Genomic DNA, 18334 nt, shown 5'->3' with positions numbered 1-18334 from the left:
CACCGCGACCCTCCTACCGATCGTCGAGGTGAACCAGGGCAAGACACAATGAACTTGACAAAACAGATTCCACATAAGCGACCGACACGGCGTCAGCCGCAAGAAGTCTGACCCCGGCGATGCCCTGGTCCTGGCGAACATCCTGCGCACTGATATGCACGCCCACCGGCAGCTGCCCGCCGACAGTGAACTCGCCCAGGCCACCACCGTGCTGGCCCGAGCCCAGCAGGACGCCGTCTGGAGCCGCCAGCAGGTCGCCAACCAGGTCCGCTCGCTGCTACGCGAGTACTACCCCGCCGCCCTGCACGCCTTCCAGGGCAAGGAAGGCGGCCTGACCAGGGCAGACACCCGGACGGTCCTCACCCTCGCCCCGACCCCGGCGAAGGCCGCGAAACTCACCCTCGCCCAGCTGCGCGCCGCCCTCAAGCGCAGCGGCCGCTTCGACACCGAGACCGCACGCCTGCGGGAGATCTTCCGCTCCGAGTACGCCCGGCATCACCCAGCCGTCGAGGACGCGTTCGGCCAGCAGCTGCTGGCTCTGCTCAAGCAGCTGGATGCCGAGTTTCTAAGCGGCCAGCTCCAGGGTCCGAGACGAGCCCGGTGCCGGGACGCTCGCCGCAGTGCCGTCGGTAGAGGGCGAGGGCCGCGGCCGCGCACTCGGCGGAGACGAGCAGGTCGATGACGATGACACCGTCATGGCCCTCGACGAGCTCATATTGGCCAAATCGAGACCGCGCTGGTAGACGCCCTCGGTCACCTCGTACAGCCCCTGCCGCGCGCACAGTTGAGACTGCCGCCACAAGCTCGGATGCGCGGTGCCCGGACAGTCCCCGTCGAGGAACCCGTACGCGTCCCCGTCCCACACCACACGCCCGTCCTCCCCCGTCCACCCCCGGGCACGAGGGCGGCGAGGAACCCATGGTCGGCGTTCTCGACGTCGGTCCGGTCCTCGAAGGGCGGCAGACCGTCACGGGGCGGGACGTCCATGGAACCAGCTTCGAGGCGGGAGGAGCGGGCGGCCAGTGGTGGGGGACCGTTCGAGGTGCCCGTGGATCACGCCCGTGGCACCGGGCGTGGATCACCCCCGCTCCCGAGGACCTGGTCCGAGAGGCTGTTGGACAGGTTCCCGGCGGACGTGGGCAGATGGGCTGTGGTCGCCTTCCGCTTGCCCTGGGCGGGATGCTCGGCGAACAGAGCCACCGTCGTGCTCAGGGAGGTGGTGGAGTCCGTCGTCCAGAGGGTGCGGGCGCCGGGACCTGTGCCCGCGCCGCCGGAGAAGTGGTACGTCCCCGGCTCGGCGGAGGACGTCATGATCTGCATCTGCTGGGTGGCCGCGTGGGCCGTGTAGACGGTGCGGCCGGCACGGATGATCTGCGCGACGGTGTAGGGGGCCGCGTACTTGCCCCGCGCCGTCATCGTCGCGTAGGCCGAGGCCAGGCGCAGCGGGTTCGGGGTCGTCGACTGAGGGAGGGTGGCCAGGGGGCCCTTCAGCTTGACTGACTTGAACGGGTCGAGTGCCGTGCCCGCCTCCACCGCTCCCGACAGCGCGTCGTTGAACGGCTGGTGCGCGTAGTCCGGGCCGCCGTACAGCACCCGGACGGCACCGTCGCCGGGCACCAGAGCGATCACCGCCGCGTGCAGTGTCGTCCCCTTCGGCACGTCCACCATGCCCAGGCTCACCTTGTCCGTGACCGCGTCCTGTGTCTGGAGGTCGAACGTCGTGCGCACCGTGTAGCCACCGCGGGCCAGCTCGTCCTGGCTGATACCGAGCCGGTCGGCGGCCTCCTGCGCCGCCGTGTCGATCAGGTACTGGCGCTGACCGTCCGCGTCGCCCGGCGGATAGAAACGGAACGCGGGGAATCGGGCCTGTGCACGCTGCTTCGTCGTGATGGCGCCGCTGTCCGCCATCGCGTCCAGCACCCACTGCCAGCGGCGGACCAGCGTCTGCGTCACCTTCGGGTCGGAGCCCGCGTGTTCGTAGTACGAGGGGATGTTGATGATGGACGCCAGCACCGCGCCCTGGCTGATCGTCAGGTTCTGCACGTCCACGCCGAAGTAGTTCCGCGCGGCCGACTGGATGCCGGCGGCGCCCCGGCCGAAGTAGACGGTGTTGAGGTAGCCCTGGAGGATCTCGTCCTTGGAGCGGTTGCGGTCCAGCTTGACCGCGATCAGCGCCTCCCGGAACTTGCGGGACAACGACTGCTCCGGGCTGAGCAGCGCGTTCTTGACGTACTGCTGGGTGATCGTCGAACCGCCCTCCCGCTCGCCGCCGCTCAGCGTGGACACCGCCGCGCGCAGGACGGCACGTGGCGAGATCCCGTGGTCCGAACGGAAGGTGCGGTTCTCTGCGGCGATAACCGCGTCCTGGACGTGCCGCGGCACCCGCGACAGCGGCACGTCCTGGCGGTCCACCGGGCCACGGACTCCCAGATAGCGGCCGTGTTCGTCGACGAAGACGGTGGACTGCATCGCCGTCTCGGGGTGCGGTTTGGGGATCTTCGTCCGCTCGTACGCCACCACGATCGTGCCGACGAGGAGCAACAGCAGCACGGCGAAGGCGGCCAGCACCCGTCGCAGCCGGCGGCCGCGGGTACGGCGGGCCCGGACGAGCCGGCCGAGGCGACGACGGGCGCCGGAGGTCCGCCCGGGCGTACGGCCCCTCATTGGCCGATCTCCTGGCTCGCGATCACTTTGCCCGTTGCGTCGTACACCGTGACTCTTCGCGGGATGTTCTCGGCGAGCGCGGCTTTGGCCTTGCTTCCGGCGGGCGGCTTCACCACGGCGTACCAGCCGCCCCACCCAGGGTTGCCCGCGAGGGTGAGGACCTTGCCCGCGGTGCCACTGCGGGCGGACTCGATCCGCACGCGCGCCGCCTCTCCCTTTCCCTTGTAGATCCCGAACGCCGTCCAGGTGCCGTCAGGGTCGCCCCACATCTGCGGTTCCCTGCTCACGTTGGTGCCGCCGGTGACCTTTATGGGCGGACCCGGCACGTTCCTCCCCTTCGAGTGCAGGCCGTCGGCGGCCAGCCAGATCTTCGTGTCGTCGTTGACCGTGATCTGTTCACCGGGCGTGACTACCCGCACCTCCCCGGCGGACGAGGAACCGTCGTCGCTCGCCACCGGGGGTGTGGCGCCGTCTTCCGTGCCGCCGCCGAAGACCGCGCCCGTCACGGTCCACGCCCCCAGGAGCAGCCCGCACCCAGCGCCGAGCACGGCCACCCTGCGCGTAAGCCGGCGCCGGCGGCCGGCGCGCTGGACGGCCTCCAGCGGCGGGGGCGACGGCGTGATCTCGAACGCGGCCTCGGCCAGTGCCTCACGCAACCGCCCGACCTGGGTGCTCACCGCACGTGTCTCGGCCTCGGTCCTGCGGTTGGACGTCTTTGAGTGGTTCATCGGCGGGCTTCGGGGCTGGGGTGGGGGTGTGCGTGGATGCCGGGTGCGGGGTGCGCGCGGTCGTGGATGTCCAAGGCGGGATGGGCGCGCAGGGCCGCGAGGCCGCCCCGGACACGGGTCCTGACCTTTCTCAGCGAGCAGCCGAGCAGCTGGGCGACCTCGGCCTCGGTGAGGTTCTCCCAGTAGCGCAGCACCAGCACGGTCCGCTGCCGGGCGGAGAGCGCGGCCAGCGCCTCGTCGACCGTGGCCCGCCGCTCGGCCGACTCGGCGGGTCCGGCCTTCGGCTGGTGCACCGGCTTGGGCGGGAACGGCATCAGCAGACGGGCGACGCGCCTCTTCCGGAGCCGGCTGAGGTTGTTCTCGACGAGCGAGCGCCGCACGAAGAAGCCGGCGTCGTTGCGCGGAATGCGCCACCAGCGTGCGTAGACCTTGACCAGCGTGGTCTGCACGAGATCCTCGGCCTCGTGGAAGTCGCCGGTGAGCAGGTGCGCCGTGCGCACCAGACCGGGCCAGGCCGCGGTGGAGTAGGCGGCAAAGTCGGTGCTCGGGGCGGATGCCGGGGAGTTCTCGGATTGCGTCACGGGCGGTTCCTCTGGCTCGGGTACAGGGGCGGTGAGTACGGGTGGAGACCGCGCGGTCCCTCACCCGCGCGGTCGGTTCAGCCGGGAGTGGACCTCGCCCTCGGCATCGAGGACCGTGACGTCGGTGATGCAGCCGGCGTCCCGGCCGTGCGGCCGCTGCAGGGCGCGACCGTCTCCCTGGAGCCGACGGTCATCACCACATCGCCGGGAAGGGCTTCGTGGCAGAACCTCTTCGCCGTGCCGTCCGTGAGGAGGTCCATGCAGCGGTCGGTGACGTTCTGGCGGCCCGCGTACGCATTCGCCTTCGATTTCCGGTGGAAGTACGTGCCCGAGACGGTGAGATGGACGGCGTAGTAACGGGCCTTGTGCGCACGGTCGTTGTCGGCGGTCCGCGCGCAGCCTGTGAGCTTGCACACGGATGCGGTAGCCCGGGCGAGCCCGCGGCACCGTTTCCTGGCTCTGCTCGTCATTGTGTTCACCCTGTCGTGTGTTTCGATGTGCGGCGTACGGGACTTGTACGCACGGGGGAGACAGTTGGGTTGCAACCTGATTCCAGTGACTCCCCGAATTTCGCAAGAACTTGTGGCGAAGCCATGAGCGAGAACCTGGCGGAGGCATGACCGAGGAAGAGTTCGACGGGTTCTACGCCGCCGCGTTCCCCCGGCTGACCGGCCAGCTCTACGCCTTCACCGGGGATCACGGCGAGGCGCAGGACGTGGTGCAGGAGGCGTTCGTCCGCGCCTGGGACCGGCGGCGGGAGTTCCTCGCTGACGGGGCACCCGAGGCGTGGGTCAGGACCGTGGCGATGCGGCTCGCGGTGAGCCGGTGGCGGCGGGCGCGACGGTGGCTGGAGCTGGTGCGCCGGACACCGCCGCCCGAGAGCACGCCCGGCCCGGAGTCGCAGCACGCCCATCTCGCCGATCTGGTCGCGGCGTTGCGGCGGCTTCCGGAGGCGCAGCGGATGGCGGTGGTACTGCACCATCTGTGCGATATGACTGTCGAGCAGGTAGCCTCCGAGACCGGTGTGCCCGTGGGGACGGTCAAGGCCCGGCTGTCCCGTGGCCGGGTCGCGCTGGCGCGGGAACTGGGCAGTGAAGACGGGGAACTCGGGGAGAGGGAGGACGACTGTGTCCGATGACCTCACCACAGGCCTGCGCGAACTCGCCGAGTCCGCCGAGCAGGTGCCGCCGCTCTCCGGCGCCGGCATCCGTCACCTCGCCCAGCGGCGCAGGCGTCGACGTCGCACGATCACGGCGCTCGGCGGGACGGCCGCGGTGGCGGCCGTGGCCCTGGCGCTGGTACTGAACCTCGGCGGGTCGGGCGCCGTACGACAGGACGTGCCGGCCAAGCGCCCCACGAGCACGCCCACGCGGCAGCCCGCGCCCGACGTCGAGGTGGATCTCTCGTCGCGGCGTCTCGTGGCCGGCGGCCGGAGCATGCCTCTCTCGTCCGGTTTGGCGCGCACCCCGACCCCGACTGGGCGGATGACCGTCGTCTCCAGGGACCCCGTCACCGTGGTGACCGGAGCGGTGGTCGGTCGGCCGCACGACCTCCGGTACAAGGTGCCCTGGGTGATCCGGCTCCGCGCGGACGACGGCACGACGACGGCCGTCTTCGGCATGATCACCGACGAGACGGTGCCGGGTGTCTACGACTTCACGTCCGGCTGGATCGGCCTGCGGACGGCCGACGCCAAGTGGCTCTACGACCGGTTGCCGACCGGGTCGGTGGTCGACATCAAGGGCCACGCACCGGCGGCGCCCGCCTGGCCCACACCCTCCACATGACAGCGGCCGAGCCAGCCAAATCCGGGAGTACACCGACACGTTCATCGACGAGGAACGGCCGCTGCTGGACAAGCACCGGTCGAGCCCGAGGCCATTGCCCAGCGCCGGGAAGTACGCAAGCGGCTCCTGCTGGTCAGTCGAACAACCCCGACTGACCAGCAGGTCTCCCACGTCACCGCGGTGGTTCAGAGGATCCTGATCTCGTCCATGCGAACACCGCCCGGGTTGTTCGGGAAGGTGTAGACCGTGTACTTATCGATCGGTGTGGCGGGCTGCCACTTTCCGTCCCCGTACCACTGGACGCGGTTGTTACCGGTCGAGATCCGGTGAAGCCACATATTGGCACCCGTCATGTCCCACGTTCCGGCGTTGGCGAGACACCAGTCGTAGGGGCCGCCGGAGTCGGTTGTGTGGACCGTGATCTGCAGGAAGTCGCTGGGGCCGCACGACACCGTATTGATCGCGAACGCGTCCGTCGCCGTGACGGCGGTCAGCGAGGCCGCGAGCGCCAAGGTCGTGGCCGCGGCGAGGGTCGCCCGCTTGGCGACGTGTTTCATAGGGGTTCTCCACCTTCCGGAGGGATGGTCATGCCCTTTGGGGCCGCTGACGACGGCTCAGAGGATCTTGATCCAGGACGCGCTCACCCCACCGGGGTTGTTCGGCCATGTCATGACGGTCCACGTATTGATCCCGTCGGCAGGCTGCCACTGTCCGTCCCCGAACCACTGGACGCGGTTGTTGCCGGTCGAGATCCGGGTGATCCACGAGTTGCCGGGCAGGGCGATGGTTCCGGCGTTGGCGAAGCACAGGTCGGAGTCGGAGTGACCGGACTGGTGGTAGGTGACCTGTACGAAGTCGCTGCGACCGCAGTCGACCTGATTGATCGCGGACGCGTCCGTCGCGGTGAGGGCGGCCAGTGACGCCGTCAGCGCCAGGGTCGTGGTCGCGGCGAGGGCGGCCCGCTTGGTGATGTGTTTCATGGAGGTTCTCCACCTTCAGGAAGTCGACGAAAACGATCGGTCGACTGCACATACGAACCGGCGGTGGACCAGGTTGCATCGCCGAAGCGGAGTTCTCCGGTCTGCCCGTTAGGGCAATTTCGATGACTGAACGGGCATCTCCCTCGACTACTCGGCTGCCGTGAGTGCACGACCGTGCCATTGGTTTGCCTCGTTTGTTCCACATGATCACGGGCGGGGCTTTCGCGTGTCGCTGCGGCTGCGGCTTTGGCCGCGTCGGGCACCGGGGAACTGCACGCCCTCGGCTTCCAGAACACCGAACTCGACGGTCAGGACCGCGTCGGCGCCTAAAGGGTGTTGCAGAAGGCCTGGTGGCGGGCATGTTGCCTGTATGGGTGGGGTGTTGTGAGCTGAGCCGGTGTGGGTGGAGACGTTCACCGGGTTGCGGATGGGGCGGTTCGAGAAGCTGCTTCGGGTGGTGCGGGAGCGGGGCGGAAACGGTCCCGGTGGTGGCCGGCCGTGGTGTCTTGCGCTGGCCGAGTGGGTGCTGTTGGTGGCCGTCTATTACCGAACGAACCTCACCATGCGGCAGCTCGCCCCGCTCTTCGGCTGCTCACCTGCCACTGTCTGCCGGGTCATCCAGCGTCTTGGGCCTCGCGGCCGCCGCCGTCGTCACGGCGGGAGCCACGATCTGGGCGCTGGTCCTGCTCTCCGTCACCCTCGTCAACGCGTCCCCGCCCGTGATCGCCGACGCCCGCGAGGACGGCCGGACCCTTCCCGAGCCGGTCCCCGAGGTCATCGGCGGCGCCGCGCTCCTCGCACTCGCCGTCCTCGCGTACCGCGTCCACCGGGCCGTACGCACCGAGCTGGTCACCCGCCATGCCCTGCGCCTCATGTGCGAGGGACACCCGGAGGACACTGAACTCGTCGTCGCCGCCTCCCCCGTACCTCAAGCCTTCGCCATCCCCGCCATGTCCGGCAGCCGTGGCCGCATCCTGGTCACCGCCGCCATGCTCGGCGCCCTCGACCCCGCCGAGCGCCGCGTCCTGCTTGCCCATGAACGTGCCCACCTCGCCCACCGGCACGCCCTCGTGTGCACCGCCATGACACTGGCGGCGGCTGCCAATCCGGTACTCGGCCCCGTGCGGACCACCGTCGCCTTCCTCGTCGAACGCTGGGCGGACGAGCAGGCGGCCGCGGCCGTGGGAGACCGGACGGTCACCGCCCGCGCCCTCGCCCGCGCCGCCCTCCTCGCCCACCGGGAACGCCCGGCCTGCGTGCTGAACTTCACCGACCGCGCCGTCACCCGCCGCGTCGCGGCACTCCAGACCGCTCCGCCGCCCCGCCTGTGGCCGCTCGCCGCGGCCGTACTCGTGCTCGGCCTGCTGTCGGCTTTCGGTGCCGTCGACGCCACCCATGACCTGCTCGAACTCCTGGACCACGCGCTGGTGTGACCGAGTGCCGCCGGTGCGGAGCGTCACGCAACCGTCGACGACCACAACTCCGGCGTCCGTCATGTCGTCGAAGCGAAGGGCCCAAACGCCTCTTCAGCGATGACGGCCGACGTCGAGGTCGTGCATCAGCCGGTGCCGAGCCAGGAGGAGGCGAGCGTGGCCAGTACGCCGGGGGCGCCCGCGCCGAGGGTGAACACCATGGCGTGACCGATCGCCACGTCGGTGGGTTCGAGGCCGTGGGACCAGGTCAGCCTGGCGTCGATGCCGGGAATGTCGCGGAGGGAGACGTACGAGCGCAGCGTGCCGCGCGCTTCGGCGATGGGTGTGCTGTTACGGAGGAGCCGGGCCCGGCACAGTCCGGTGGGCCGCAGCTCGTAGGTGCGGCCGCCCACCAGGGCCGTGCGGGTGCGTGTTCTGCGGCGCAGGGCCCAGGGACCGTCGTTCCCGCGCCGTGTGGGGATCACGCCTGTTGATGCTGATGGCGCCGTGGTCACGGCCGGGCACGACCGTGACGGGCGGCATGCCGGGCCCCTGGACGAGTGCGATGACGGTCAGCAGCCCAGGGTTGAAGCTGATCCGTATCGGCCCGAACGGGCTGTCGGCCGTGCGGTGCTGGGAAGCCGGATGGTACGGCGCTTGCTGAAGAAGGACATGGTCTTATCGGCTCCGCAGACGGGGAGTTGGGGACGGGACGGGCACGCGCGGCGACGCCGGTCGACGTCAGCTGCGGGGTTGCCCCGGCTGCCAGGACTGGTACGGCGCGGCTCCTGGCGCGGTGTGCTGGTGCGGCATCGCCGTGGGGACCGGGCGGTGGGTGCGCAGCAGTGCCTCGAACCCGTCAAGCAGTTCCTGGGACTTGTCGGGCCGGGCGGTGTAGGCGACGACGGATCCGTCGACGCGCTGGAGTGTCACCACGGCGCCGGTGTCCGGATCCTCCTGGCCCAGCCACACTCCACCGAGGGCGGTGGCAGGCACCCACCCCGGTTCGGACTCCGGGCCGCCCTCGCGCCATCGGCGCAGCACCTTCCGCCGATAACGCGGGATCAGCATGCCCGGGAGCGTCACCACGACGAGGAGAAAGATCACGATGTTCCCCACCACCCCGGCCGCCCACCGCAACAGCGCGAGGAGCGCCGCGTAGCAGACCGAGACGATGAACACCCAGCCGCAACCCACGACGACGACGTGCGGCGCACAACCTTGTTCAACAGGCTGAAGAGGCCCACTGAAGCGAGCACCACCAAGACCGTGGCACACCCGGCCGCGTCGCCGAGGAACGCTTCGGCGACACGGCCGGCGAGTCGATCGCGTCTGACGACGAAACCGTGGTCATGGAATTGGACACGTACGCGTCCCCCGGGCGTGGCTCTGACGCCTGCGATCTCACGCATGCCGCCCACCCTAGACGGACGTCCGCCGCTCAAACGCCGCCGTCGGCCGGTGGTGGGAGAACGCGGCTCGGCACTTGGGAATCGGCACCATGTCCGATGGTCGTTTTCGGACGGGTGAAGCGTCCGGTGGCCGAGGAGGCGTTGGGTCGCACCGGCTGATGCTCGAACCAGGGACGGGGAAGACATGCGCCGCTGGCAGCCGTTGCCCGAATCTCTCGAACCGGCAACCAAGGACCTGGTGGAGCGCATGCGGGCCCTCAAGGATGCGACCGGCATGAGTCTGGCCGAGCTGGCCGCACGCACCGCACACAGCAAGTCGGCCTGGCACCGCTATCTCAACGGCAGGCAGTTTTCTCCACATTCAGCGGTGGAGGCGCTCGGACGGCTCAGGGCGGCCGACCTGCCAGAGTTGCTGGAGCTGTGGACCGTGAGCGAACAGTCCCTTGTCCCCCAGCAGCCTCACCTCCCGCCCTTGCCTGCGGCCCCCGCACCAAGGAGATATCCACGGCGTCAACTTCTGCTGGCCGCCGCGCTCACTCTCTCGCCCGCCCCTCTCGCCTGGACGACCATCGCGGGATCGTCGCTGCTCGCCGGCCGACACGCGCCGACGACCGTCCCACCGGCCACGCAGCCGTCGACGGCCCCTGCCGTCCCCGCGTCATGCCGGGGCGAAGGCTGCGAGGGCCAGTATCCAGCCCCGTCCGGATGCACAGCCGACGCGCTGACCGAGAGCAGCGTGGCGGCCTCCGCCTACTCGGTACGGCTGCGCTACAGCCCCTGCTGCGGTGCCGTCTGGACCGAAGTCACCGCTCGCGCCAGCACCGTCCACGAGATCTCCATCAAGATGGCGCCGAAGGACGAACTCTCCTCTCCTCCCAACGACCGTTTCCCGTCCAGCAGCCCGATGTTCGCCACGACCGACCCACGGGCCGCCGAGGCTTGCGCCGTCGTAGGAGACACCCTGGCCTGCACAAGCCCGAGCGGCGGCGGGGAGATCAACCTGATCGGCGGCCAACTCGCGGACATCGGCGCGGAGACCAGTGCCCCTGGGCCCGACGCTGAACGTGCTCCTTACACCACCTGATAGTTGGCATCATCACCATGTCCTCGTGCTCCAGGTTGTGGCAGTGCAACATTCGCCTGCATCAGTGGGCCTGGTGCCGGTCGCGTGGCACGACCAACTCGAAGGGTTGCGCTGTCTGCATGTTCTCGACATCGGCCTCTTCCGTGCCCTGCGGACACGGGGACTTCCGAGCCTTCTACAACCCGGTTGTCATTGACCGTAATTAGGTTGAACGCCGGGAGTGCGCAGCACATGACCGCGCGGAATGAACGTTATCTCCCGTTGCGACAGCGTCTCGGCGGTCAGTGGTCGCAGTAACGTGACCTTTGTAGGCGGGGCCGATGGACGCTGTTACTGCCGCTCAGGGAGCGGGCGATCTCGATGAGCAGGATGGCTGTCCTGATCTTGAGTATCGTCCGCTCGCGGCGCTCTACTCGTGGGTTGTTTCGGACATGGATGGTTCCTCGGGCAGAGGGGGTTGGTCAACCAGCAGGACGTTGGAGTCGGCTGTGGGCCTATCGGCGGTGAGTGGAGCGCGAGGGCAGGGCGGAGCTCGGCTTCCTGGTGGTGATGGGCAATGCCTGAGCGAGGATGCCTGCCCGATAACAGGTGGAACGGGTGCGTGAGGTTCCCCTCCTACTGTGGAGACCGTGACCGGAGGGATAGTTGGGGTCATGGCATCCAAGAAGCGCCTCTACGATGCGGAGTTCCGCGAGGGGGCGGTACGGATCGTGATGGAGACCGGGAAGCCGATTCCGGAGGTGGCTGCGGATCTGGGCATCCATTCCGGGACACTGCACAGCTGGGTGTCGCGGGCGAGGCGTAATGGGTCGCCGTCGTCGGACCGGCCGGTGGCCGAAGCGTCGGCGGGCTCGGCTGCGTGAGAGCGAGCGGGCCGAGCTGGACCGGCTGCGGGCTGAGGCCAGGGAGAAGGACAAACGCATCCGCGAGCTGGAGATGGAGCTTGATGTGTGCAAGCGATTCGTGGCCTTGTGGGTGAAGTAGCTGACGCGGACCCGGCCGTGGCGGTCGGGGTGATCAGCAGCTGCAAGGCCGAGCAGAAGATTCCGTACCGCACCGCCTGACGGTCGCTTGGGGTGTCGGAGTCGTGGTTTTACAAGTGGCGCGACCGCTCGCCCACTGCGCGGGAGACGCGCCGGCAGCACCTGGCGGAGGACATCGAGGAGATCTTCCGGGGTTCGGGCGGCACCTACGGCTCGCCGAAGGTGTTCATCGAGTTCGTACGCCGGGGCTGGAGGGGATCGGTGAACACAGTCGCCAAGCTCATGGACGAACTCAGCTTGGCCGGACGGAAGATCCGCAGGCGCCGGGGCCTGACCCGGCCGGGCAAGCGGGCCGCGGCCCCGGACTTCGTGCGCCGGGACTTCACCGCCGAGGAGCCGGACCTCGTCTGGGTGGGCGACATGACCGAGATCGACACAGGCGAGGGCAAGCTCTACCTCGCCACCGTCATCGATCTGTTCTCCCGTCGGCTGCTCGGCTACGCAATGGGTGTCCGGCATGACGCGTCGCTGGTGACGGCCTCGCTCCACATGGCGGCGGCCACTCGGGGCGGCGACGTCCGCGGCGTGATCAGGCACACGGACAGGGGCAGCGAATGCTACTCGGGGAAGTTCCGGCGAGCCTGCCGCAAGCTCGGTGTGATCCAGTCCATGGGCAGAGTCGGATCTTGTTTCGACTCAACGCCGTGAGCGAGGCGTTCAACAGCGTCCTCAGGGTCGAGTACGTCCCCCGGCACACCTTCGCCACCCGCACCGAGGCCCGGATCAGGATCGCCACCTGGATCACGGACTTCTACAACGCCAGGCGGCTAAACAGCGTGCGGGTTCAAGAGCCCGATCGACTACGAACGTGACTACCGAGCCACCCTCGCCGAGGGACTGGCCGCGTAGATCGTCTCCACACTGCGAGGGGATTGACATCGGCATCTCTCCCCAAGTGCTGCACAGGCGTGGGTTGGTGTCGCAGCGGGGTAGATTCATGCTAGTGGTGGACTGGTGCTGAACTCATGCGTGTGACGGGCTGTGGACTACTGCTGGAGGGAAAGGGTGAGTATGTCGCGAGGTCGAAAGATCACGGTCATGGTGGTTGCTGTGGTTGGGATCGTCTCGACGCCATTTTTCTGGCTGCTGGACAACCCGGATACCGGTCAGCTGGTCGCCGCATCCGTCCAAGGGGCCACCGGTATCGTCGCTCTGATCTGGGCACTGTTCCAGCAATCACCCGCCCCGACTCCCGGGGCGAGGGATACGGCCGTTGATACCGGCGAAGCTAAGGTCACCCACAGGGGTACGGCGTCCACCGGAGTTCGGCGCCCGCACGGTGTCGGGAGCGGATCCGCGCGTGCGGAGCGGACCGGCGACGCAAGCGCCGACGGCTCGGGCAGCCATGCGAGCACCGGTGTCGATTACAGCTAATGCGGCCTGTGCTGCCGCCGGATACGGAAGGGAAACCGTCCGGTGACCAAGAGACGCACAAAGCGTCGCCCCATACCCGGCCCACGCCCCGATGCCGCCCAGCCCGATAACCCAGACGTGCGTGGGCCACTTAAGCCGTCGGTGACCGAAACCGATACCAACGCAGCCACAGCCCGTGACGGCGGCACGGCCGTAACCGGCCAGTTGGGGCCCGTCCCCCCTGCCGAATCAGTACATGTGAGCCACACGGGCCCCGCCACGGCTACGGGCAAGAATGCCGCCGCCATCAGCGGTTTTGTTGCCAACTTGCACGTCAAAAAACTCGTCTACAAGGTGGCCCCTCAGGACACTATCGCCCGCCTGAAGGACTTCAAGAGCCAGGTGGAAAAACGCCTGCTGGAAGATCCTCGCAGCTATTTCTCTTCCTCTTCGGGAAACGTCATCGACGTTGATTTCAAGGATGCCTCAGATAGAAGGATCTCTGGCAAGATCGTCAGCTACTTCAATTCCTTGCCCGATACGCGGAGCCGCCTCTTGATCCTTGGCGACCCTGGCGTCGGTAAGACCACAGCCGCCTTTCAGCTCATGTCACATCTCCTCAGGAGCTGGCAGGAAGGGCAGCCCGTTCCGGTGCGTATTCCGTTGTCTACCTGGAACACCGAACGCCCGCTGCTGGACTGGTTGACCGACTACCTAACGGAACATAAGCTCGCCTCCACCAGAAGTGGAGCACGCGAACTGCTTGATCAGAGGCTTGTCCTGCCCATCTTTGACGGTCTCGACGAGATGGATTCCCCGGACGTGCCGGTGCGGAAATCCCGAGCCCTACGCGCCCTGAGGCGCCTCAACGAGGAATACGATGGCCTGGTGGGAAAGGCCCGACTGGTAGTGGTCTGCCGGAGGGACCGGTACCGCCTACTCGCACAGAAGGTGCGGCTTGAGCACGCCGCGACCGTCACGCTCCAGCCCCTCATCAGCAGCCAGCAGCTCGCTTTCCTGCGCGAGAGCGGCCTGCAGGACGCAGCCGGACAATGGCTGCCCGAATGGCGGGGTGTCGCGGAAGCCCTCACCTGGAGCGGCACACCACACGGACTCGCACGCGTACTGAACACCCCCTGGCGGCTGGCTCTACTCGTCACCGGCTACAAGAAGCAAGACGCGGAATACCGCTCTGTGCGATCCCCGGACACTCTGCTGTCCCTGCCACTGAACGAGGTACCTCAGCACCTCCTCAGCTTGTACACCAGCGCCGCGGCTGAGTTACGGAATCAACAAGTCAAGCATCGGCACTACGACCCGAGAAGAGCCGAAGAATGGCTGGGCTTACTCGCCCGAGGGCTGCGGGATACCACCCAGCAGGCCACGGATAAGCAGGATCAGCGTGCAGAGGTGGTCTCCGATACGGACCTCGTGCTGCACCGGCTCTGGCTGCCCCACAAGTCAAGTACGGCACACGCAGAAGCCACGATGTGGAGCATACCGATCCTCATCGACATCTACTTGGCCCTCCACCTGGCGCACCACATCAGGCTAGATGCCCAGGAGAACTTCATTCTCTCCTTTGCCTTCACGGTCATCGTGATCGTCGGGACATATAAGGTTTTCGCACAAGGAACACGGCAACCCGTTCCCACTCGCCTCGACGTGCGTCGGCTCGCTACTCGACGTGCCATCGGCATGTTCCTGCTGCAGCTCGTCGGCACCACGATGCTGCTGATCAAGGGGCTGCACGAGAACCCGGGGCTCTACGCAGCCATCTTGGCTGGCTACCTGCCGGCGATGCTGTTTGTCAGCGCCTGGGGGGAGGTCCCCGACCACCCACAGGCCGCACTCACTGGACCGCGCGACCCGCTCCGGGCTGAACTACGCTGGGCACTGGTGTCAGCAGCCGTCGCCACCACCTCGCTCGGTGCACTCTTCGCCCAGGTACAGCACTCCGGCCGGGGTTTCCTCTACGGAGCACTCCTTGCCCCCCTCCCCGCGCTCACCGTCTCGGCGCTCGCCTGGCGTCGCTACCTGGCCTTCCACTGGGTGATGCGGGGCAAACTGCCCCTCAGGCTCGCCCCGTTCCTTGACTGGTGCTGCGAGGCCGGTCTCCTCCGAGTCGAGGGTTTCGCGTACCAGTTCCGCCACCGGGAACTCCAAGACTGGCTGGCGGCCCAGTCCATCAAGCCCGCGAAATCCGAGCCCGCCACCGACTCGCTTTATAAGGGCGTGAGAGATACTTCCGTTTCGCCGAAGAGCGGCCCCGACGGAGACGGATGACCTTGGGCGAGGATGCGGTGCTCTGCACGTCAACCTCACAAGGACACCCCGTACGTAGACACTTGACAAACCTGATTCCACATATTGCCCATGTCGTCGTGACAGATGGTGAAACCGATGTCGAGGAGGGGAGCGAGCAGGGCTTCGGCGTAGTCGGATGACGTCCGGTTCGTGATCACCCGAGGCCGAGGAGTGCCAGCGGGCGGCGAGGGTCGCGGGCGTTGCGGCGAAGGCCGGCGGCGATGTTGACGGTCCCGGCGAGTTTCAGCGCGCCGATGGCGAGGTTGCGGCAGGTCGCCATCACGCGGGGCGCGTTGCCGGTCCGCAGTTGGGAGGCATCCTCGGCGAAGGTGGCGTCGCGAATGTGGTGCAGAGCCTCGACCTGCCAGTGCCCCTTGACCAGTTGCGCGAGTCGAGCGGGCGTGGCCTGCTCCGCTGAGAGGCTGGTGACCGCGTAGACGGTCTTGACCGTGGTCTTGCCGGTCTTGCGGTCGGTGCGCCGCCTCTTGATCTGGATGGCCTGCTGGGCTCCGAGGAACAGCAGGTAGTTCACTGTCACGGCAGCTGTAGTTCTTGATCGGTAGGGCATCGTCGCTGGTCAGGTCGTTGCGGCGGTGATGTTGTTCCATCTCCGGTGGGCTTCGGCGGCTTGGTGCTGGTGGTGGCGGCGCCAGGCGGACCAATGCAGGAGGTGGTCGCGGTCGCGTCGAGGGCCGGGCAGGGCGGTGATCCTCAGGAGTCGGAGCAGTTCGCGGCCGCTGGGCGGGACGAGCTCGCTGCCGGTGGTGGCCGTGGTGGTGCGGGCGCGGGTGACGGCCAGGACGGCGGCGGCGAGCATGCTGATCAAAGTCCAGCGCATCCAGGAGGTCCAGCAGGTGGTCTGGCCCTGGTCCAGGCCACAGACGCCCTTGGCAGTCTGGAAGTCCTCCTCGACGCGCCACCTGCAGCACACCACATCCACAAGATCAGCCAGGGTGACGGGAGTGGCGGAGTGGCAGCGGTAGAAGGAGCGTTCACGGGTGTAGCGGTGGCGGCGTACCAGGACGGTGGCGTGCCCGGGCCAGTGCCCGTCGGGGGTGTCATCGGGGTGGATGTCGAGCATGGCCCAGTCGTAGTGGCGGTCGCCCTTGAGACCATGGCCGGTGCGCAGGCGCATCCAGCTCTTCCCCGGGACGCGGGCCCGCGAGCTGGGTGACGGTCAGGCGGCCGACGGCGGTGTCCACGCGGTGGTCGGTGCGGACGGCCAGGGCGTAGTCGAAGCCGAGTGCGCGGGCCGTCCGGCGCAGCTCCTTGCCTCCGTAGACCTCGTCGCCGGCCAGCCAGCGGGCCTTGATGCCCAGGTCGCGGGTGCGGGCGAGCAGGACGCCGGCCAGCTGCGGCTTGGTGGCGAACACGACATCGTCGGGGACACCGGTGAGCAGGCGTCGTTCCTCGTCGGCGGCCCACTCGGCGTCGAGGTACAGGGCCCGGTCGATCGGGGCGTGCCCGTGCCGGCCGGCGTAGGTGAGGTGGAGGCGACCTGGCACAGACCGATACCGCCCAATGCTCCGGAGTATTGGCGGGCCGCGCCGACGCAGTCCGTGGAGGACTTCTCGTCCCCGGTCTCGTCCACGATCAACACCGCATCCGGATCGGCGAGTTCACCGGCCGCCCAGGCGGCGATCCGGTCCCGGGCCCCATCATGGTCGACGGCGGCACGGGAGAGCAGGTGCTGCAGCCGGTGCGGCCCGCGGTGGCCGAGGGCCTCAGCGAGCGTCCAGCAGTTCCGCGTGTCCAGCTCCATCAGCATCGCCTCGGTCATCTCCCGGACCACAGCGCGTGGTTCACGGCGCTTGAAGCAGTCCGCGATTTCCTCGGTCACCGCCCCCAACGCCGCCGTCCACTCCCGCTCGGCCATCGTGGCCTCCACGGCCACCTGGTTCTGAAACGTCGTCACAAACGTTCATGATCACGGTGGTGGTAGCTATGCCCGCAGGCACCCCGCCATCCCGCTGACCAGCCTCAAGACACAACGCAGCCACATCTACGGCTGCCGTGACAGAGTATGTGATGCCCGACACGATTATAGCTCGGTCATGGTGCCCTGCCTGCACTTTCTCGGCTCGCAGTGCACTCCTGCGCCGGAACCCTCTCTTCACGTTGCAAATGGCCACTTCACGCCGTGCGCTGCCGGTCCTAAGTTAAAGCCGCCACTCGCAGCTCCCCCGGTGTCTTGTCTGGGCACGATTCCGGGGGCCGACCCTAGGGGGAGAAATGCCTGGTGCGACCGGACGTATCACCAAGGCCGTCGTCGCTGGCGTCATAGCCGTCAGCGGCGTGGTCATCGGCACTGGCAGCGCCCACGCCAACGCCAGTGCGTACGCGTGCCGCTCATATAACACGAACGGGAGCTACGCGCCCGTTTACGGCAACAGCGTCACCCTCGACTCCTGCTATTACGTCGAGTCGGACCGTCGCACCATAGAAGCCGAGGTCCCATTCCGGAACTATACCGGCCAGGGCCTGACGTATTGCGCGCACGCCCTCAACGTCAACAACCTCAGCGGCCCATGGGCCCACGACTTTGGTTGCACTTCCTCCGCCTCAATCGATGCCTATGTGTATGCGGGATGGGACGCCCCTTACGGTTACTCCTGGGCAAACTGGACATATCCCCCGGCTGGCACTTACGTGATCTCCACGGGGGTCTGGGTGAACGGTCACTACTACGGTGACGTCCAGAGCCCTAGGACCACCATCGGGTAAGCCACCTGGGCCGACTGGCAACCGCTCCGATACGCGAGGCCCGCTGTCTCCGGCGGAGTTCCAATCTCGGAGGCAGACGCCAGACACACGAGCGCCCTCCGTAGACGACGTTTCCTTTGGCGGGGGGAGTCGTTGTGTGGGTATGGCGAGCCTTGCTGCGCCGCCGCCTCCAGGTTTCGGTTCGGTGCGGACCTTGCCGAGCACGCGCCAGTTCTTGAGGTGGGCGAAGCCGTGCGCCAGCCCCAGCGCCCCGAACCCC

At 68.0% G+C, this 18334-nt stretch carries 19 protein-coding genes and 4 pseudogenes; 11 read left to right on the top strand and 12 right to left on the bottom strand.

What is annotated here, in order from left to right; translation table 11 throughout:
- Nucleotides 1-79 precede the first annotated feature (79 nt).
- Nucleotides 80-571: pseudogene (locus tag LE548_RS43355) on the top strand (transposase); the annotation flags it as partial.
- A 19-nt stretch (nucleotides 572-590) separates the two neighbouring features.
- On the opposite strand, the pseudogene LE548_RS43350 reads toward LE548_RS43355, so the two are convergent.
- From LE548_RS43350 to LE548_RS43330, 5 genes and pseudogenes are all read right to left on the bottom strand, one after another.
- Nucleotides 591-987 (bottom strand): annotated as a pseudogene (locus LE548_RS43350) (alkyl/aryl-sulfatase); the annotation flags it as partial.
- A gap of 66 nt (nucleotides 988-1053) precedes the next feature.
- Nucleotides 1054-2664 carry a transglycosylase domain-containing protein gene (locus LE548_RS43345; protein WP_225102551.1) on the bottom strand — a complete coding sequence of 537 codons (1611 nt, stop codon included), beginning with the start codon at nucleotides 2662-2664 and terminating at the stop codon, nucleotides 1054-1056.
- Complete coding sequence (locus LE548_RS43340) at nucleotides 2661-3392, bottom strand: hypothetical protein (protein WP_225102550.1); 732 nt, start codon at nucleotides 3390-3392, stop codon at nucleotides 2661-2663. Before LE548_RS43340 ends, LE548_RS43345 begins: the two co-directional genes overlap by 4 nt.
- Complete coding sequence (locus LE548_RS43335; RefSeq protein WP_225102549.1) at nucleotides 3389-3973, bottom strand: SigE family RNA polymerase sigma factor; 585 nt, start codon at nucleotides 3971-3973, stop codon at nucleotides 3389-3391. The genes LE548_RS43340 and LE548_RS43335 overlap by 4 nt, the downstream gene beginning before the upstream one ends.
- A 77-nt stretch (nucleotides 3974-4050) precedes the next feature.
- Complete coding sequence (locus LE548_RS43330; protein WP_225102548.1) at nucleotides 4051-4389, bottom strand: hypothetical protein; 339 nt, start codon at nucleotides 4387-4389, stop codon at nucleotides 4051-4053.
- A gap of 200 nt (nucleotides 4390-4589) precedes the next feature.
- On the opposite strand from LE548_RS43330, the gene LE548_RS43325 reads away from it, so the two are divergent.
- Both LE548_RS43325 and LE548_RS43320 read left to right on the top strand, forming a co-directional pair.
- A complete protein-coding gene (locus LE548_RS43325; RefSeq protein ID WP_225102547.1) occupies nucleotides 4590-5111 on the top strand; it encodes a SigE family RNA polymerase sigma factor in 522 nt (173 codons plus the stop codon).
- On the top strand, nucleotides 5101-5760 hold the full coding sequence (locus LE548_RS43320) for a L,D-transpeptidase (RefSeq protein ID WP_225102546.1): 660 nt from the start codon (nucleotides 5101-5103) through the stop codon (nucleotides 5758-5760). The genes LE548_RS43325 and LE548_RS43320 overlap by 11 nt, the downstream gene beginning before the upstream one ends.
- Before the next feature lie 185 nt (nucleotides 5761-5945).
- On the opposite strand, the gene LE548_RS43315 is transcribed toward LE548_RS43320, so the two are convergent.
- The gene (locus tag LE548_RS43315; protein ID WP_225102545.1) at nucleotides 5946-6317 is read right to left on the bottom strand and encodes a beta/gamma crystallin domain-containing protein; all 372 of its coding nucleotides are present in this window, start codon (nucleotides 6315-6317) and stop codon (nucleotides 5946-5948) included.
- 57 nt (nucleotides 6318-6374) lie between these two features.
- Nucleotides 6375-6740, bottom strand: coding sequence for a beta/gamma crystallin domain-containing protein (locus LE548_RS43310; RefSeq protein ID WP_225102544.1), 366 nt, complete (start codon nucleotides 6738-6740; stop codon nucleotides 6375-6377).
- Between the two features lie 427 nt (nucleotides 6741-7167).
- Between LE548_RS43310 and LE548_RS43305 the strand changes: the two are divergent.
- Together LE548_RS43305 and LE548_RS43300 are read left to right on the top strand one after the other, a co-directional pair.
- Nucleotides 7168-7374 (top strand): annotated as a pseudogene (locus tag LE548_RS43305) (transposase family protein); the annotation flags it as partial.
- The gene (locus LE548_RS43300) at nucleotides 7367-8173 is read left to right on the top strand and encodes a M56 family metallopeptidase (RefSeq protein ID WP_225102543.1); all 807 of its coding nucleotides are present in this window, start codon (nucleotides 7367-7369) and stop codon (nucleotides 8171-8173) included. The pseudogene LE548_RS43305 and the gene LE548_RS43300, both read left to right, overlap by 8 nt.
- 125 nt (nucleotides 8174-8298) lie before the next feature.
- On the opposite strand, the gene LE548_RS43295 is transcribed toward LE548_RS43300, so the two are convergent.
- On the bottom strand, nucleotides 8299-8637 hold the full coding sequence (locus tag LE548_RS43295) for a hypothetical protein (protein WP_225102542.1): 339 nt from the start codon (nucleotides 8635-8637) through the stop codon (nucleotides 8299-8301).
- Nucleotides 8638-8893: 256 nt separating this feature from the next.
- Nucleotides 8894-9334 carry a hypothetical protein gene (locus LE548_RS43290; RefSeq protein ID WP_225102541.1) on the bottom strand — a complete coding sequence of 147 codons (441 nt, stop codon included), beginning with the start codon at nucleotides 9332-9334 and terminating at the stop codon, nucleotides 8894-8896.
- A gap of 414 nt (nucleotides 9335-9748) precedes the next feature.
- On the opposite strand from LE548_RS43290, the gene LE548_RS43285 reads away from it, so the two are divergent.
- The 5 genes from LE548_RS43285 to LE548_RS43260 all read left to right on the top strand — a co-directional run bounded on the left by LE548_RS43285 (nucleotide 9749) and on the right by LE548_RS43260 (nucleotide 15330).
- Nucleotides 9749-10648, top strand: coding sequence for an XRE family transcriptional regulator (locus LE548_RS43285; RefSeq protein WP_225102540.1), 900 nt, complete (start codon nucleotides 9749-9751; stop codon nucleotides 10646-10648).
- Between the two features lie 653 nt (nucleotides 10649-11301).
- Nucleotides 11302-11511: a transposase gene (locus LE548_RS43280; RefSeq protein ID WP_225102539.1), complete on the top strand. Its 210-nt coding sequence runs from the start codon at nucleotides 11302-11304 to the stop codon at nucleotides 11509-11511.
- A gap of 213 nt (nucleotides 11512-11724) precedes the next feature.
- A complete protein-coding gene (locus LE548_RS43275; RefSeq protein ID WP_225102538.1) occupies nucleotides 11725-12339 on the top strand; it encodes an IS3 family transposase in 615 nt (204 codons plus the stop codon).
- Nucleotides 12336-12503, top strand: a complete 168-nt coding sequence (locus tag LE548_RS43270; RefSeq protein WP_225102537.1) for a hypothetical protein — start codon at nucleotides 12336-12338, stop codon at nucleotides 12501-12503. The genes LE548_RS43275 and LE548_RS43270 overlap by 4 nt, the downstream gene beginning before the upstream one ends.
- 799 nt (nucleotides 12504-13302) lie before the next feature.
- Nucleotides 13303-15330, top strand: coding sequence for an NACHT domain-containing protein (locus tag LE548_RS43260; RefSeq protein WP_225102536.1), 2028 nt, complete (start codon nucleotides 13303-13305; stop codon nucleotides 15328-15330).
- 175 nt (nucleotides 15331-15505) lie between these two features.
- Here LE548_RS43260 and LE548_RS43255 read toward each other — a convergent pair whose 3' ends face one another.
- From LE548_RS43255 to LE548_RS46880, 3 genes and pseudogenes are all read right to left on the bottom strand, one after another.
- Nucleotides 15506-15919: a transposase gene (locus LE548_RS43255; protein WP_263637253.1), complete on the bottom strand. Its 414-nt coding sequence runs from the start codon at nucleotides 15917-15919 to the stop codon at nucleotides 15506-15508.
- Between the two features lie 9 nt (nucleotides 15920-15928).
- Nucleotides 15929-16486 (bottom strand): hypothetical protein, encoded by a 558-nt coding sequence (locus tag LE548_RS43250; RefSeq protein WP_225102534.1) that lies wholly within the window; start codon nucleotides 16484-16486, stop codon nucleotides 15929-15931.
- Nucleotides 16410-17119: pseudogene (locus LE548_RS46880) on the bottom strand (transposase). Before LE548_RS46880 ends, LE548_RS43250 begins: the two are co-directional and overlap by 77 nt.
- Here LE548_RS46880 and LE548_RS43240 point away from each other — a divergent pair.
- A complete protein-coding gene (locus tag LE548_RS43240) occupies nucleotides 17100-17255 on the top strand; it encodes a hypothetical protein (RefSeq protein ID WP_225102553.1) in 156 nt (51 codons plus the stop codon). The pseudogene LE548_RS46880 and the gene LE548_RS43240 overlap by 20 nt on opposite strands.
- Nucleotides 17256-18334: the final 1079 nt, after the last annotated feature.

Origin of the sequence: Streptomyces sp. CoH27 (assembly GCF_020181035.1) — a bacterium.
In the GTDB taxonomy this organism is placed as follows: domain Bacteria; phylum Actinomycetota; class Actinomycetes; order Streptomycetales; family Streptomycetaceae; genus Streptomyces; species Streptomyces camelliae.
Note: the sequence above shows the minus strand (reverse complement) of the source record. Positions and strands in the feature narration are given on the sequence as shown.